The organism is Massilia orientalis (assembly GCF_030411975.2).
Lineage (GTDB): Bacteria > Pseudomonadota > Gammaproteobacteria > Burkholderiales > Burkholderiaceae_D > Telluria > Telluria orientalis.
The window spans coordinates 232594-247744 of record NZ_JASNRB020000005.1; the positions used below are offsets into that span (position 1 = coordinate 232594).

A 15151-nucleotide genomic window follows, 5' to 3' on the forward strand; every position below is an offset into this window, starting at 1 on the left:
ATTCTCCTTGATCCGAAGCCGGCATCGTAGAGCGCGCGCGTACGCCATGCCTTGTGCATCGTCGACGTGCGCATGATCGCCGCGTATCGTCCTGCGCCGTACAGCCGGGCGCGCCCCGACAGGCTACAATCCTGACCTTGCAGATTTTCAATTCGAACGCACAATGAACAAGCTGGCGCTTTATTTCCGCCTGGTCCGGGGCCACAAGCCCATCGGCATCCTGCTGCTGCTGTGGCCCACGCTGTGGGCCTTGTGGATGGCATCGAACGGCCATCCCGATCCGATGATCCTCGCCATCTTCATCGTCGGCACGGCGCTGATGCGATCAGCCGGCTGCGCGATCAACGACTACGCCGACCGCGACTTCGACCGCCACGTCAAGCGTACGGTCGACCGCCCGCTGACGAGCGGCCGCATCAAGGGTTGGGAAGCGCTGATGGTGGCGGCGGTGCTCGCGATCGTCTCGTTCCTGCTGATCCTGCCGCTGAACACGCTGACGAAGCAGCTCTCTGTCGTGGCCGTGATCGTCGCGGGCAGCTATCCGTATTTCAAGCGTTTCTTCGCGCTGCCGCAGGCCTACCTTGGCATCGCGTTCGGCTTCGGCATCCCGATGGCGTTCGCGGCCGTGCAGGACCACGTCCCGGCCGTCGCGTGGTGGCTGCTGGTCGCCAACGTGTTCTGGTCGCTGGCCTACGACACCGAGTATGCGATGGTCGACCGCGACGACGACCTGATCATCGGTATCCGCACGTCCGCCATCACGTTCGGCCGCTACGACGTCGCCGCGATCATGCTGTGCTACGCGGCGACGCTGGGCATCGACCTCGTGTGCGGCTGGTCGCTGGGCCTGCGCTGGTGGTTCGTGGCGGGCATCGCCGTCGCGGCCGGGATGGCCGTCTACCACTACACCCTGATCCGCGGCCGCGACCGCACGAAATGTTTTGCCGCGTTCAACCACAACAATTGGTTGGGTGCGGCCGTGTTTGCTGGCGTCGCGCTAGACTATGCATTAGGATAATATTGTCCGCAACGCAATCCATAACGAGAGGTTCCCCCATGATGGAAAAAATCCCGACCCAGTCCGGCGCCCGCGACCAGCTGCTGTCCGACCTGAAGACCGTCATCCAGGACGCGGAAGCGTGGCTGCGCCACAGCGGCCACCTGACCGGCGAAGAATTCAAGGCCGCCAAGGTCAAGTTCGAGCGCACCCTGGTCAAGGCCAAGGAAGACATCGTCCGCCTGGAAGAAGCCGCGGTCGAAAAAGCCAAGGTCGCCGCCAAGGCCACCGACGAATACGTCAAGGAGAATCCGTGGAAGGCCGTCGGCCTGGGCACCGCCGTCGGTGTCGTGATCGGCATGCTGATCGCGCGTAAGTAATGGGAGTCGTCGCGACGGCAGGCCGGATCGGTGCGACGCTCGTCGCGATGGCGGGCACGCGGCTGGAGCTGGCCGCGGTCGAATTCCAGGAAGACGCACGCCGCCTGCTGGGCCACCTCGCGTGGACCCTGCTGGCCGTGTTCCTCGCGGCCGGCGCCCTCCTGCTGGCCGCGCTGTTCGTCATCGCCATCTTCTGGGACACGTACCGCCTGCAGGCCGTCGGCGGCATGGCCGTCCTGTTCGGCGTGCTGGCCGGCATCATCCTCATGAAAGTCCGCGCCAGCATGACCGCGGAAGCGCCGCTGCTCTCGGCCACGCTGGCCGAACTGCGCAACGACGTCGACTACCTGCGCCATGGCCTGGCCCAACATCATGCGGAGGCAACCGATGAACAAGCCTGATCTCGCCACCCGCCGCGCGGCCCTGATCGAACAATGCGCCGAACAGCGCGTGGGCCTCGCCTACGAGCTGAAGGCGCTGCGTCCGTCGAATGCACTGGCCGGGCATCCGGTCATGGGCTACGTCGCCGCCAACCGCAAGCTGGTGCTGGGTGCGGCCGGCGCCGCACTGGGGCTCGTCCTCATGCGCCGCAAGCGCCTGGCCGGGCTCGTCACATCGGCCCTGTCGGCGGTGAAGATGGCGCGCGGCGCGCTGGGCATCCTCGCGCAGCTGCGCCGCTAGTCGTTGAGGCCGAGCGCTTCCCAGCCATTCGGCGTCAGCTTGACGTACAGTTTTTCCTTCTGGGAGCGCTCGCCGTCGACGTTCCGTCCGACTTCGGGGAACGCTTCCTTGACCTGCGGCTTGCGGGCCCAGTCGGCCACGTTCGACAGCTGATAGGTGTAGATCACGCTGCTCTCCTCGTGGTCCCCCACCTTGGCCGGGTCCGCCCAGCGGAGCACCTTGCTCAGCGACTTGCGCCCCCAGCAGATGCGCGGCTGCTTCCCGGCGTTCGCGTGCAGGTAAGGCTTCGCGGCATCGGCCATCGTGTAGCGCTTGACCTTCACCCCGCTCGGCTTGCCATTGACGACGGCGCCGGGTAATTCCACGTCCTCGCTCCTGGCAAGGCCGACGGATTCCAGCGCCGACATCTGGCCGGCCACGCCGTCCGGGTACATCTTCTGCTGGCGGATGTCGGTTTCATACACGTCGACCGGCCATTTGATGGGATCCAGGCACAGGTCGCCCTTCTTGTCGAAATACTGGGAGACGGTGAGGCCGAAGTTCTTTTCGTTGGCCGACGTCTTGCTGCTGCAGGCGGACAGCGATGCGACCAGCGTCGCGCCCAGCATGAGGGAGATGGCAGTCTTGTTCATGGTGATGTGATTGTACCAAGGCTGGGCGCGGGTGGAATCTCTTCCATGGCCGCGTACACGCGCTTGCCCAGCTTCCGCGCCGTCGCCACCATCAGGTCGGCCCCTTCCGACGCGCCGCCGATGCGCAGGACGGCATCGCACCGCTCCAGCAGGCGCTGCGCATGCGGGTGGAACACGGCGTCGAACACCGCGTCCCCCGGCGCCTGCGATCCGGCCAGGCGCACCGTCGGCAACGCCAGCCATTCGCCCAGCACGGGTAGATGTCCGGCCTCGTACAGCGGCATCACGCACGCTTCCATGGCCGCGACGTTGGCCGCGACACGGTCCGGGTCCCCGTCCGTGCCGGACCGGTACGGGCCCGCGACCAGGATCATCATCCCGCGCGGCGCGAACAGGTGCAAGCGCGCGTACTGCAGCAGCATGATCGTCTTGCCGTCGACGATGCCCGTGCCGATCATGGCCAGCGCCGCGTCGATGTCCAGTTCCAGCACGTCCAGCCGCTCGCCCTCCGCCGCCACGCCGCCGCCGGGTTCCACGCGGTCGCGCGCCTCGTACTCGGCCACGAAGAAGTGCAGGCGCTCCGTCACGCTGCCGGGGCTCATGAACGCATCCCACAGGCGGGTGACCTTGCCGACGCGGTAGCCCGTCTCCTCTTCGACCTCGGCACGGATGCGTTCTTCCGGACTGGCGCCGTCGAGCAGGCCCGCCGCGGCCTCGACGAGGAAGCCGTCGTGGCCGTTCACATAGGCCGGCAGGCGGAACTGGCGCGTCAGCACGACGGTGCGGCGCGCGCGATTGGCCAGCAGCAGCGTCGCACCATTGCCGCGGTCATAGGTTTCCCGGGTCTGCACATCCCAGCCGCCTTCGGCCGTGCGCAGCGCGAACGTCGTCTTGTTCAGGATGCCCCAGTCGTCCGAGAGCAGCTCGACCTGCCTGATTTCCACATGATCCTGCACGATATTCTCCAGTCATTGAAGTTCGTGTAAACTATCGTGCAGTATCGTGCAATGTCAAGCACGACGAAAGGACGGCATGCTGACGAGCCAGCGAAAGCAGTATCTGATGGACGTGTTGCGGCGCGACGGCCAGATCGTCGCCACGAAGATGAGCGCGGAACTGGGCGTGTCGGAAGACACCGTCCGGCGCGACCTGCGCGAGCTCGCGAAGGAAGGCTTGCTGCAGCGGGTGCACGGCGGCGCCCTGCCCGCCAGCCCGGCGCTGGCGGACTTCGCGACGCGCCACGCTATCGCCACCGACGACAAGGCCGCCATCGGCCGCGCCGCCGCCGCGCTCGTGCAGCCGGGCCAGGTCGTGTTCGTCGACGGCGGCACGACGTGCGCGCAACTCGTGCGCGCGCTGCCGCGGCGCCTGGGAGCGACGGTCGTCACGCACAGCCCGTCCATCGCGATGGAGCTGATGGACCATCCGGACATCGACGTGATCATGCTCGGCGGCCGCCTGTTCCGCCACTCGGCCGTCGGCGTGGGCGCGGCGACCCTGGAAGCCATCGCCCGGATCCGCGCCGACACGTATTTCATGGGCGTGACGAGCGTGCATCCCGAGAGCGGGCTGTCGACCGGCGATTACGAGGAAGCGTGCATCAAGCGGGCGCTGTGCCATGCGGCGGCCGAGACCATCGTGCTGGCGTCGTCGGAAAAGCTGGCCACCGCATCCCCGTACCGGATCGTCGGGCTGGCCGAGATCAGCGGGATGGTGGTGCCGGCGGCGACCGGCGAGGAAGTGTTGCGGCCGTATCGGGAGATGGGGATTGCGCTGACGCTGGCGGCGCACTAGCGGCAGGTCGCACAAGCCGAATGCTCGGCTTGTGGCAGGCCTTAGTGAGGCGACCCAGCGTATCCGAGCCGGCTCAGAAAGGCGATTTCCTCAGCGGTCGAAGTACGGCCGAGTATGCTGTTGCGAAACGGGAATCGGCCGAACCGGGCAATGACATCGCGATACTTTCGCACCCATCCGAGCACTTCGTCAAAACCCGGGCAGTCGTCCGCCAGTGTCGTGAACAGCGCGACTGAAATGTCTTGCATGGCCAAGTCCTCTGCGTGCTCGAACGGCATATATGCGAACCAGCGCTCAAGCGGCCTCAGATATAGATGAGCACCACTGGTCCGCAGCTGCTGAGCCGCCTCGAGAGCAAGACCGTCCCCACTGAACGATTTCGCGTTGCCACGGAAAACGTTGCGCGTGAATTGGTCGAGAACGATGATGCGGGCAAGTGTTCCGGAGGGCCCGTTGGTATCCCAGTGGCGCAGCCCTCCCGCGAGAGCCTGGTCGATCGTCTCGCCAAAGCGGGTAGCGATCACCGTATCGAAATCGGGATCGGCGCTGAACCACGCGTCGCGCGGGGCGCCATAGCCCTGGCTTGACGGGGTACCGTACCAAAAATCGAGAACGTCTTGATAGTCCATGTCTGCTTTCCTTGTATAACCATGATGGATTCAGGGTACTGACGCGCGAACTCCGGCCAGCCGATGAATTCGGCTGACCGATGAGATCGCGGATCGAGGAAATCAGACAGTTACCATAGCGCGATTCTAGCGACTATTTTCGCCCAGCGCATTGCGCGCCACGCGCCGGGCAATCCATTTACCTCCGGCAGCTCAACCGCACCGACTCATTCTCGCGCGCAACGACGCGGACGGCCTCGCTGTCACCGCACCGGTACACGATGCGCAACCGCTTCGGCTCCCCGCGCGCCGGATCGCCGCACAGCTGGTTGTCGGCACGGACGGTGCCGCGATTGCGTTCGACCTGATAACGCACGGCGCGGCGTGCGTCGCAGGAAGCGAAGTGCGTGCCGTATTCCGCGTCTTCGACGAAGATGCGCGAGCCGCGGCCTTCACCGCGACCGCCGCCGGCTTCGCGCAGGCCGGCGGCATAGCCGTCGTCATAGCCGCGGCGGTATTCGGCGCTCTGCGCGAACGCGGACGTGGTGGCGGCGCTCAAGGCCAGGATCGCGGCGATGCGCAGGAGGGGGCGATTATTGAGTGTCATTTTGTTCTCCCGATTGAAGTGGATGACTTCATCGTAGCGCGCGCGCTCGAAACGCTCTGTGCGGTCGGTGTAAGAGACGTTTCAGTCTGTAAGGAAGCGGGCGCCCCGCCCCGCGCGGCCGTGCCAGAATAAGGCCATGACACCCGCAGCCGTCTGCACCATCGGGCATTCGAACCGTACGATCGAGGAGTTCATCGGGCTGCTCTGGCAGAACGGCATCGCCTGCCTGCTCGATATCCGGACCGTCCCCAAATCGCGCCACAATCCGCAATTCGGGCAGGATGAACTCGCGGCCTCGCTGCTTGATGCCGGCATCGAATACCGGTACATCAAAGGCCTCGGCGGCCTGCGCCGCCCGCTCAAGGATTCACCGAATGCCGCCTGGCGCAACACGTCGTTCCGCGGCTACGCGGACTACATGCAGACCGACGAATTCGCGGCCAACGTCGACGCGGTCATCGAACTCGCGCAGACCCGGCCCTGCGCGCTGATGTGCGCGGAAGCCGTGCCGTGGCGCTGCCACCGCTCGCTCGTCGCCGATGCGCTGCTGGTGCGCGGCGTGCCCGTCGACGACATCATCGATGCGCGCCAGCGCAAGCCGCACAAGCTGACGCCCTTCGCCCACGTCGAAGGCCTGCGCATCACGTATCCGCCGGAGCAATCGGAACTGGACCTGGGACCGCCGGGCTGAGCAACCGCCGCAACTGCGCCCGCTGGTAGGCGCCGAAGCCCTCGCTGAACAGGCAGCGGATCAGCGGATCCTCGACCACGTCGGCCTGCGCCACGTCGCGCTCCGTGTCCGCGTCGAACACCGCATCGTTGATGCGCATGTACAGCGACGTCAGCGACTCGCCCAGTTCCAGCGCCGCGTACAGTTTCACGGCGGGGATCCCGGTGGTCCAGCCCAGTGGCCCATCATCGTCGACCAGGTCCGCGCTGCCCGGCGACAGCCGGTAGCGGAAGCGCGTCACCTCGCCCGCATGATCGTGGATCGACAACTGCCAGAGGCGCGGGCTGTCGAAATATTCGCTTTCGTCATCCAGCGCGGCGTAGCGGTCCGCCAGGCCGGTGCGGCAAAAGTCAAGCACGCGCGTCCACTGGTCCGCCGTCAGCGCGGGGAAATGGCGGGCGATGTCGGCCGTGGGCGGCGCGTCGGCATTGCCCTCATAGATGTAGTCGACGTCCTGCGCGCCGACGGGAATGATCCAGTCCAGCGGCGGCGCCGGATGCAACCCGTCCGCATCGAGCTGCATCGAGACCGACGGATCCATGCGCACGACGCGCGCGTGCGGCAGCACCGCCTGCACCTCGTCGGTGAAGCGGGCATACGAGATCGGAAAGAACGCCCGGTTGTACCACGACCAGGGTTCGAGCCGGAACTGGCAGGAGCTCGGCACGACGAAGCGCGGGTCCAGGGCCTGCAACTGCTCCAGCCATTCCTCCGGCAGCGCCGGCGGCGCGGGTTCGGCGCGCGTCGGGGCCAGCACCTCGATCTCGCGCATCGTCTGGAACGGAAACAGCACGAGGTCCCACGGTTTCTCGGCGACGAGACGCGCGAGCGCCGCATCGTCGATCCACGAGTCGACCACGTTCAGGACGTTCAGCCCCGCGGCACGGACCTGGAACATCGAGTCGACCTCGGCATCCATCGCTTCGCGCGGCACGACCTGGAACGGGCCGACGTCCACGGGCACGTCCAGCTGCAGCGCGTGGACGCGCGTAAAACCCAGCGCGCGCACCATGTCGAACAGCTCATCGAAAAGGCAGTAGATGTACAGCGGCGTCGCGCGGTCCAGCAGGTCCAGGCTCTCGAGCGAGCAGTGGTCGTCGTGGAAGTGGGAGATGAAGACGGCATCGAAGCGCTGGCGCCGGATCAGCGCTTCGTCGAAACGCACGTCCGGGAACGCGTGGCAGTTGCGGCTGAACGGGTTTTCGAAGATGGTGTCGAAGGCGATGCGCGTACCCTCGCATGTGAACACGTAGCCCGCATGCAGGATCCGCGCGACCGTCAACGCGGCCATCAGTCCAACCGCTTCAAGCGCTGGCCCAGGATGCCCCAGCGGCAATCGACGCCGTCCAGCTGCGCGCACAGTGCCCAGCCGGTGCCGATCTTCTCGACCGTGACGGGCGTCTCGATTTCTTTGGCCAGCTTCTCGGCCCAGCCGCGCGCGGCGCCCTGGCCCTTGAACAGCTCCTTGCCTTCGTAGATGACGGTGGCGTCGAATACGGGCATGGCGAATATGGTCATGGCTTCCTCTGGATGGTGCGTAAAGCGCTATCCTATCATTCCACGGATTGGACACCACATGGACAACGACCACACGCCCGCGCGGCGCATCGACAAGGGGGAGCTCTACTGGGTAGCGCCGGACGGCACGCGCGGCTCGGTGCCCGGCTATCCCCATCCGCACCTCGTCGTGCAGGACGACCTGTTCAACCATTCGCGCATCGACACCGTGATCGTCTGCGCCCTGACGACGAACCTCAGGCGGGCAAGCGAGCCCGGTTGCGTGCCGCTGGAACCCGGCGAGGGCGGACTCGAGAAACGCAGCGTCGTCCTCCCTTCGCAGATCAGTGCGATCCCGAAAGCACGGCTGGGAGCACGCATCGGCCGGCTGTCCGGCGAACGCGTGGACCAGGTGCTCGCGGGCCTGCGCTTCCTGCAGGCATCGCACTTCCGCGGACGCTGAACGACGCTTCTATTCGCCCTGCTGCTGCATCGCCTTCGTCAGCCCGCTCGGTCCGGCCGGTTTCTTCGGCTTCCATACCCACATCAGGCCGCGCACGTAGCCGTCGCCTTTCACGGCCGTGTGATCGAGCCCTTCCATCGTCCACGTCTGCAGCGCCAGGCCCTGGTAGTTGCGGTTGCCCAGCTGCTTCTGGAACGCCACGATGGGCTGCTGGAATGCGGGATATTCGATGCTGCCGTGCGAGATGAACATGCGCGCGGGCAGCGCCTTGTGGTCGCGGGCGTAGGCGGCATCGAGCTTGCCGAGCGCGCCGTGGTCCCAGCCGGCCGCGGGGCTGATCGCGATGTGGCCCGCGAAGAAGCCGGGCGCCTTGTACGCGGCCGCGATGGCGAACAGGCCGCCCAGCGAGCTGCCGGAGATCACGCGGTCCGTCTTCTCGGCGCGGAAGCGGCTTTCGATCAGCGGCGCGACCTCCTTCGTGATGAAGCCGAGGAAGGCGTCGGCCCTGCCCGAATCCGCGTCCGTCGCGGTGATGGTGTAGTCGCGGCGGCGCTCGACGTCGTAGTTGGCGCCGGATGGATACGACAGGCCCACCATGATGAATTCGGGGACCTGGTTATCATAGATCAGGTTGCCATAGGTGGCGGTGAGGAGCGGCGTGTCCCAGTACGCGTCGAGGTAGTACAGGACGGGGTAGCGCTTTTCCGGATGCGCCGCGTAGCTGGACGGCAGCACGACGACCAGCTCGTGCGCCCTGCCCGTGGACTGCGACTGCACGGGGATGATCTGCGTGTTCTCCAGCACGAAATGGCGTTCGCCCGCCGGGGCGGCGGCCTGCTGCGCCGAGGCGGGGATGACGACGCCGAGCGCGACGGCGCATGCTGCCAACAGTGTCTTCATGAGGTCTCCTTTATTGTGATCACACGATGATAGCGCTATCTCGGCGCGCCGGGGTACGTACGCGGCCGTTGCGATATCGTTTTCGTTATCGATATCGTAAAAATTAGTATTATCGCCGAACAAATTATTCTGCTAACGTCCCGCGTTAATCCCAGCCATCCATCGACCAGGAATGTCATGAAACCACATACCGCGCTGCCGACGCTCACGCTGCTCGCAACTCTCGCCGCGAGCGCGCACGCGGCGCCGCTCGCCGGCCTCGACGCCAACGGCCACCTGCTGCCGGTCGCCGCCGCGACGGCGTCCTTCTCGTACGCGCCCATCGCGCACGGCGTGCAGGTCCGCGTCGGCGGCGTGACCAAGAACGTGATCTTCTACGGCCCGGCGACGGTGCGCGTGAACACGACGCTCGGCGAAAACTTCTGGCGCCATCCGAGCATCGTCGTGACGCACGCGCCCGCGGCCGTCGCCTTCACGACGCGCGACGGCGCCGACTCCCTCACGCTCGAGAGCAAGCTGCTGCGCATCGTCATCGACAAGTCGACCGGCGCCATCACGTTCCAGGATGCGCAGGGCAAGGTCTATACGCAGGAAAAACGCAGCGCACCGCAGACGCTGAAGAAAATCGAGCTGGCCGGCGCGCCGACCTATGAAGCGCGCAACACGTTCACCCTGAAGCCCGGCGAGGGCATCTACGGGTTCGGGTTCGTGGGCGAAGGCGACATCAACCGCCGCAACAAGGACCTGCTGCTGGTGCAGACGAATATCGGCATCATCATCCCCGTCATGATGTCGACGGAACGCTACGGCATCCTGTGGGACACGTATTCGAAGATGCGCTTCACGGATAACGCCGAGGGCGCGTCGCTGTGGGCGGAAAGCGCGCCGGGCGGCGTCGATTACTATTTCATGGCCGGCGCCACGCTGGACGACGTCGTCGCCGGCTACCGCGACCTCACCGGCGCGGCGCCGATGGTGCCGAAGCAGGCGTTCGGCCTGTTCATGAGCAAGGAGCGCTACCAGACGCAGGACCGCCTCGTCGAGGTGGCACGCACCTTCCGCAAGGAGCAGTTCCCGCTCGACTACATCGTGCAGGACTGGCAGTACTGGGGCAGCGACAAGGACGGCACCTGGAGCGGCATGACGTGGAACCGCGAGCGCTTCCCCGATCCGAAGGGCATGACGAAGGCCATCCACGACATGCACATGAAGCTGATGGTGTCGATCTGGCCCTCGATCGGCAACGACACCGCGCTGGCGCATGAACTCGACCAGCACAAGCTGCGCTTCGAACCGCTGCACTGGATTTCGAAGAAGGCGCGCATCTACGACGCGTACAGCCCCGAAGGCCGCAAGATCTACTTCAAGCATGTCAAGCAGGGCCTGCTCGACGTGGGCGTGGACGCGCTGTGGATGGACGGCACCGAAGTCGAAGTCGGCACGGCCGCGCACAACGCCGCCGACAACGAGCGCGACATCAAGGGACTCGGCAACAACGCCATGGGCGACTTCGCCCGCTACCTCAATCCGTACTCGCTGATGACGACGCTCGGCACGTACGAGGGACAACGCGCCACCAGCAACCAGCGCGTGTTCACCCTGACACGCTCGGCCTGGGCCGGCGCGCAACGGACGGCGGCGGCCTCGTGGTCGGGCGACACGCGGGCGAGCTGGAAAACCCTGCTCGAGCAGATCAACGGCGGCGTCAACGTCACCATCACCGGCAACCCGTACTGGACGCAGGACACCGCCGGCTTCTTCATCGGGGGTGGATTCCCGGGCGGCGAAAAGAATGCGTCGTACCGCGAACTGTACGCCCGCTGGCTGCAATACGCCGCCTTCAATCCGCTGATGCGCATCCACGGCACCGACATCGAGCGCGAGCCCTACCTCTTCAAGCAGTCGGATCCCGAGATGTACAAGGCGCTGTACGACGCCGTCCGCCTGCGCTACCGCCTGCTGCCTTATACCTACAGCCTGGCCGGCAAGGTCACCCGCGACGGCTATACGCTGATGCGCGCCCTGCCGATGGATTTCCCGGACGACCCGCGCGTGCGCGACATCAACGACGCGTTCCAGTTCGGCCCGTCCTTCCTCGTCCATCCGGTCACGCGCCAGATGTACCGCTTCCAGCCGCCGCCGCCCGCCACCATCCCGGCGACCGCGCTGCGCACGCCCGACGGCAGGCCCGGACTGGCTGGCCAGTACTTCGCGGGCACCAATTTCGAGACGCCGCACGGCAAGACCGTCGACGCCACCATCGACTTCCAGTGGCCCGGCCCGCCGCTGGCCGACATGCCTGCCGGCCTGGCGAGCCTCGACAACTTCTCCGCGCGCTGGACGGGCGCCGTCGTGGCGCCGGAAGACGGCGAATACGAGCTGGGCGCGGAAGGCGACGACGGCTACCGCCTGATCGTCGACGGCAAGCCCGCCGTCGAGGACTGGAAAAACGGCGGCAAGCGCTACGCCGGCACCAAGGTCGTCCTGAAAAAGGGCCAGAGCCTCCCCATCACCCTCGAGTATTACAACGCCACGTCGGAGCGGAGCCTGCGCCTGGCATGGCGCACGCCGTCGCAACTGGCCGCGCAGGCGCAAACGTCGGGCAAGCCGGACACGACGATGCAGACCTACCTGCCCGCCGGCACCGACTGGTACGACTTCTGGACGCACGAGCGCTTCAAAGGCGGCACCACGGTCGCCAGGGACGTGCCGCTCGACGTCTTCCCGCTGTACGTGCGCGCCGGCGCGATCGTGCCGATGGGCCCCGTCGTCCAGTACGCGACCGAGCGGCCGGATGCGCCGTACGAGATCCGCGTCTATCCGGGCGCCGACGGCAAGTTCACGGTCTATGAAGACGACAACGAAACGTACGACTACGAAAAGGGCAAGTACGCCACGTACGACCTGGCGTGGAACGACGCCGCGCGCACGCTGACCATCGGCGCCCGCAAGGGCACGTTCAAGGGCCTGGTCGGGACGCGCAAGCTGAATGTCGTCGTCGTCGGCCGGGACAACGCGACCGCCATCGAACCGGCGGGCGCGACGAAGTCGGTCACGTATGCCGGCAAACCGCTGTCGATCAAGTTCTGAGTCCAGGGAGACCCCATGAAATCGTTCCTCGCCACCCTGGCCCTGGTGCTGCCGCTGGCGGCCAGCGCGGCCGACGTCGCACCGAAACCGGTGTTCCGCGACCCCGTGTACGACGGCGCGGCGGATGTGTCGATCGTGTACGACCGCGCCGCCAAACTGTGGAAGATGTTTTATACCAATCGCCGGGCGACGATGAAGCTGCCCGACCCGAAGGACGTCGAATGGGTGCACGGCACGGCCATCGGCATCGCGACGTCCCCGGACGGCATGCACTGGCGCTACCAGGGCACGGCCGAGTTTCCCAAGGCGTGCACGGACGTGACGCTGTGGGCGCCCGAGATCTACTATGAAAACGGCACGTACCACATGTGGCTCACGATCGTGCCTGGCATCTTCCACCGGTGGGGCGGCCCCGGCGCGGATGGCCGCATCGAGCACCTGACCAGCACCGACCTGTCCACATGGAAGTGCGAAGGGACCGTGAAGCTGGACACGGGCCGCATGATCGACCCGACCGTCATCAAGCTCGGACAGGGTTACCGGATGTGGTACAAGGACGAGCGCGCCGGCAGCAAGATCCTGGCCGCCGACAGCCAGGACCTGCGCACGTGGAAGAAGGTGAGCGACGAGCCGGTCAATCCGACCACGGGCGAGGGACCGAAGGTGTTCCGCTTCAAGGGGTATTACTGGATGGTCGTCGACGTGTGGAAGGGCCTGATGGTGCTGCGGTCCGACGATGCGCGTACCTGGACGGAACAGAAAGGCTACATCCTCGGCGAACCGGGCCGCAAGGCCACCGACCGGGCCAAGGGACAGCACGCGGACGTCGTCGTCGATGGCGACCGCGCGTTCATCTACTACTTCGTCCACCAGGTGAACGAGGCGGAAGCGGCCACGGACGCGCGCTGGCACCAGCGTACGGTCATCCAGGTGGCGGAGCTGGTGTTCAAGGACGGCCGGCTCGAGGTCGACCGCGACCGGGATGTCTCGTTCCGGTTGAAGGCGCCATCGCCCTGACGTGACTTTGTGCGTATCTATGCGAGGTAAAACCGGCATACACTATGCCGGTTCATCAACGGGAACCTCATGGACATCCACACTCGCATTACCGCTGCACTTCACATCGTCATCGGCGTACTGGGCGCAGGCATGATGCTGATCTTCGCGCTCGGCACCAACTGGATCGGCCACTTCATCGCCGACTCGGCCGGCGGCGACGGCGCCGTGGCGAACTTCTTCTTCGGCTTCGGCGCGGTGGTGGCCGGATTCTTCGCGCTGCTGCTGGCAGCGGAAGCCATCGCCGGGATCGCGCTGCTGAAAGGATCACCGACGGGGCGCGTGTTCACGATCATATTCAGCGTGCTCGGGCTGCTCAACTTCCCGTTCGGTACCGCGATCGGCGTCTATTCGCTCTGGGCCCTGCTGGGCAACCGGCCGGCATCGGCCGGGGCGCCAGGCCGTTAGCCGGCGTCGCTCGCCTCGCAATACTGGGGCTGACCGAGCATCGCCGACACCGTGTGCGGGCCGCCGCTGGCGCGCGGGTGCGCCACGTCGCAACGGAGACGCACCGCGACGGATTCATTCTGCATCACGAACAGCACGGCCCCGATCAGCACACCCTTCGCGGGATGGCGGATGCACAGGGCCGTGAGCGCGCCGCTCACCGAAGGCGGATCGAGCAGCGATGTCGTGCTCCGGCGTTCGTCGGCCGCCGTCCATGAAAAACGGCCATCGGACGCCACGGGGATGACTTCGCCCACGTCGGTGCAGGGATGATTCTTGCCGGGGAATTTGGCCAGGAAGAGCTCGACGCCGGCAGCCGGTTTCCCCTCATCGAGGACGATCCCGTCGACGGCCGGCCGCAGATGGGCCACGTGCGGGACCGGCGTGCACGCCGCCAGGCCCGCGGCAAGCATCGACATGACGGACAGGCGCACGGTGGCGGACAGCATGTCAGGCGTCCTTGCCCAGTTCCGCGCCGAGCTCCCGCCCGCGCGCCGCCGCCGCCTTCATCGCGTCGACGATCGCCTGCTTCACGCCGGCCGCTTCCATGCTCGTGATGGCCGCATGCGTGGTGCCGCCCTTCGAGGTCACGCGCTGGCGCAGCACGTCGACGGGTTCCTCCGACTGCGCCGCCAGCTGGGCCGCGCCGGTGAACGTGGCCAGCGCGAGCGCCTTGCCCTGCTCCGCCGACAGGCCCATTTCCGCGGCCGCCTGCTGCATCGCTTCGAGGAAGTAGAACACGTACGCCGGGCCGCTGCCCGACACCGCCGTCACCGGATCGATCAGGCTTTCTTCATCCAGCCAGACGGTCTGGCCGACGGCGCGCATGATGGTGTCGGCGGCATCCTTTTGCGCGGCGCTGACGCCGGCCATCGCCACCATGCCCGTGATGCCCTGCCCGATCAGCGCGGGCGTGTTCGGCATCGTGCGCACGATGGCGCCGTAGCCGCCGAGCCAGCGCGACAGGTCCGCGCCGCGGATGCCCGCCGCGATCGACAGCAGCAGGGGCTTGTTCGCGAACTGCGATTGCAGGTGCACGGTCACGTCGCGCATCTGCTGCGGCTTCACCGCGAGCACGATGACGTCGCTGGCGGCGACGGCCGCGCCGATGTCGGGCGACGTCGTCACGCCGTATTGCGTGCGCAGGCGCTCGAGCGCGTCCCCGTTCGGGTCGACGACGTGGATGTCCGCCGCCTGCGCGACCTTGCCGGCCAGGCCGGCGATGAGGGCGGTGGCCATGTTGCCGCCGCCGATGAAACTGATTTTCAT

General features: G+C 66.4%; 18 protein-coding genes and 1 pseudogene. 10 read left to right on the forward strand and 9 right to left on the reverse strand.

Features of this window, described 5'->3' with window-relative positions:
• The first annotated feature begins 163 nt into the window (after nt 1-163).
• Genes ubiA through QPK29_RS09595 form a run of 4 tightly spaced genes read left to right on the forward strand, consistent with a single transcriptional unit; the run spans nt 164 to nt 2058 of the window.
• Nucleotides 164-1018 (forward strand): 4-hydroxybenzoate octaprenyltransferase, encoded by an 855-nt coding sequence (gene ubiA / locus QPK29_RS09580; RefSeq protein ID WP_371768738.1) that lies wholly within the window; start codon nt 164-166, stop codon nt 1016-1018.
• A gap of 38 nt (nt 1019-1056) precedes the next feature.
• Nucleotides 1057-1377 (forward strand): DUF883 family protein, encoded by a 321-nt coding sequence (locus QPK29_RS09585; RefSeq protein WP_056122587.1) that lies wholly within the window; start codon nt 1057-1059, stop codon nt 1375-1377.
• Nucleotides 1377-1778 (forward strand): phage holin family protein, encoded by a 402-nt coding sequence (locus QPK29_RS09590; protein WP_056122584.1) that lies wholly within the window; start codon nt 1377-1379, stop codon nt 1776-1778. The genes QPK29_RS09585 and QPK29_RS09590 overlap by 1 nt, the downstream gene beginning before the upstream one ends.
• Nucleotides 1765-2058, forward strand: coding sequence for a hypothetical protein (locus tag QPK29_RS09595; protein ID WP_160409660.1), 294 nt, complete (start codon nt 1765-1767; stop codon nt 2056-2058). The genes QPK29_RS09590 and QPK29_RS09595 overlap by 14 nt, the downstream gene beginning before the upstream one ends.
• Here QPK29_RS09595 and QPK29_RS09600 read toward each other — a convergent pair.
• Nucleotides 2055-2690 (reverse strand): hypothetical protein, encoded by a 636-nt coding sequence (locus QPK29_RS09600; RefSeq protein ID WP_082577018.1) that lies wholly within the window; start codon nt 2688-2690, stop codon nt 2055-2057. The genes QPK29_RS09595 and QPK29_RS09600 overlap by 4 nt on opposite strands.
• 389 nt (nt 2691-3079) lie before the next feature.
• A pseudogene (locus QPK29_RS09605) lies at nt 3080-3649 on the reverse strand (NUDIX domain-containing protein); the annotation flags it as partial.
• 73 nt (nt 3650-3722) lie between these two features.
• Here QPK29_RS09605 and QPK29_RS09610 point away from each other — a divergent pair.
• Nucleotides 3723-4484 carry a DeoR/GlpR family DNA-binding transcription regulator gene (locus QPK29_RS09610; RefSeq protein WP_056122571.1) on the forward strand — a complete coding sequence of 254 codons (762 nt, stop codon included), beginning with the start codon at nt 3723-3725 and terminating at the stop codon, nt 4482-4484.
• A 41-nt stretch (nt 4485-4525) separates the two neighbouring features.
• Here QPK29_RS09610 and QPK29_RS09615 read toward each other — a convergent pair whose 3' ends face one another.
• Complete coding sequence (locus QPK29_RS09615; protein ID WP_371768739.1) at nt 4526-5113, reverse strand: DUF924 family protein; 588 nt, start codon at nt 5111-5113, stop codon at nt 4526-4528.
• Between the two features lie 178 nt (nt 5114-5291).
• A complete protein-coding gene (locus tag QPK29_RS09620) occupies nt 5292-5699 on the reverse strand; it encodes a DnaJ-like protein C-terminal domain-containing protein (RefSeq protein ID WP_371768740.1) in 408 nt (135 codons plus the stop codon).
• Nucleotides 5700-5835: 136 nt separating this feature from the next.
• Here QPK29_RS09620 and QPK29_RS09625 point away from each other — a divergent pair, with 136 nt between their 5' ends.
• Entirely contained in the window at nt 5836-6390 is a 555-nt protein-coding gene (locus QPK29_RS09625) for a DUF488 domain-containing protein (RefSeq protein WP_371768741.1), read from the forward strand.
• On the opposite strand, the gene QPK29_RS09630 is transcribed toward QPK29_RS09625, so the two are convergent.
• Together QPK29_RS09630 and QPK29_RS09635 are read right to left on the reverse strand one after the other, a co-directional pair.
• The gene (locus tag QPK29_RS09630) at nt 6341-7720 is read right to left on the reverse strand and encodes an MBL fold metallo-hydrolase (protein ID WP_371768742.1); all 1380 of its coding nucleotides are present in this window, start codon (nt 7718-7720) and stop codon (nt 6341-6343) included. The genes QPK29_RS09625 and QPK29_RS09630 overlap by 50 nt on opposite strands.
• Nucleotides 7720-7947: a hypothetical protein gene (locus QPK29_RS09635; RefSeq protein WP_036230067.1), complete on the reverse strand. Its 228-nt coding sequence runs from the start codon at nt 7945-7947 to the stop codon at nt 7720-7722. The genes QPK29_RS09630 and QPK29_RS09635 overlap by 1 nt, the downstream gene beginning before the upstream one ends.
• Nucleotides 7948-8005: 58 nt before the next feature.
• On the opposite strand from QPK29_RS09635, the gene QPK29_RS09640 reads away from it, so the two are divergent.
• Nucleotides 8006-8389: a type II toxin-antitoxin system PemK/MazF family toxin gene (locus QPK29_RS09640; protein ID WP_056122556.1), complete on the forward strand. Its 384-nt coding sequence runs from the start codon at nt 8006-8008 to the stop codon at nt 8387-8389.
• Nucleotides 8390-8398: 9 nt separating this feature from the next.
• Here the strand turns inward: QPK29_RS09640 and QPK29_RS09645 are convergent, their stop codons facing one another.
• Nucleotides 8399-9289: an alpha/beta hydrolase gene (locus tag QPK29_RS09645; protein ID WP_056122552.1), complete on the reverse strand. Its 891-nt coding sequence runs from the start codon at nt 9287-9289 to the stop codon at nt 8399-8401.
• 177 nt (nt 9290-9466) lie between these two features.
• On the opposite strand from QPK29_RS09645, the gene QPK29_RS09650 reads away from it, so the two are divergent.
• The 3 genes from QPK29_RS09650 (at nt 9467) to QPK29_RS09660 (ending at nt 13843) form a co-directional block, all read left to right on the forward strand.
• Nucleotides 9467-12379 carry a TIM-barrel domain-containing protein gene (locus QPK29_RS09650; RefSeq protein ID WP_371768743.1) on the forward strand — a complete coding sequence of 971 codons (2913 nt, stop codon included), beginning with the start codon at nt 9467-9469 and terminating at the stop codon, nt 12377-12379.
• Nucleotides 12380-12394: 15 nt separating this feature from the next.
• A complete protein-coding gene (locus QPK29_RS09655) occupies nt 12395-13396 on the forward strand; it encodes a family 43 glycosylhydrolase (RefSeq protein ID WP_371768744.1) in 1002 nt (333 codons plus the stop codon).
• A 69-nt stretch (nt 13397-13465) separates the two neighbouring features.
• Nucleotides 13466-13843 carry a hypothetical protein gene (locus QPK29_RS09660; RefSeq protein WP_056122543.1) on the forward strand — a complete coding sequence of 126 codons (378 nt, stop codon included), beginning with the start codon at nt 13466-13468 and terminating at the stop codon, nt 13841-13843.
• On the opposite strand, the gene QPK29_RS09665 is transcribed toward QPK29_RS09660, so the two are convergent.
• Entirely contained in the window at nt 13840-14331 is a 492-nt protein-coding gene (locus QPK29_RS09665) for a hypothetical protein (RefSeq protein ID WP_056122540.1), read from the reverse strand. The genes QPK29_RS09660 and QPK29_RS09665 overlap by 4 nt on opposite strands.
• 1 nt (nt 14332) lies before the next feature.
• Nucleotides 14333-15151, reverse strand: a complete 819-nt coding sequence (gene proC, locus QPK29_RS09670; RefSeq protein WP_371768745.1) for a pyrroline-5-carboxylate reductase — start codon at nt 15149-15151, stop codon at nt 14333-14335.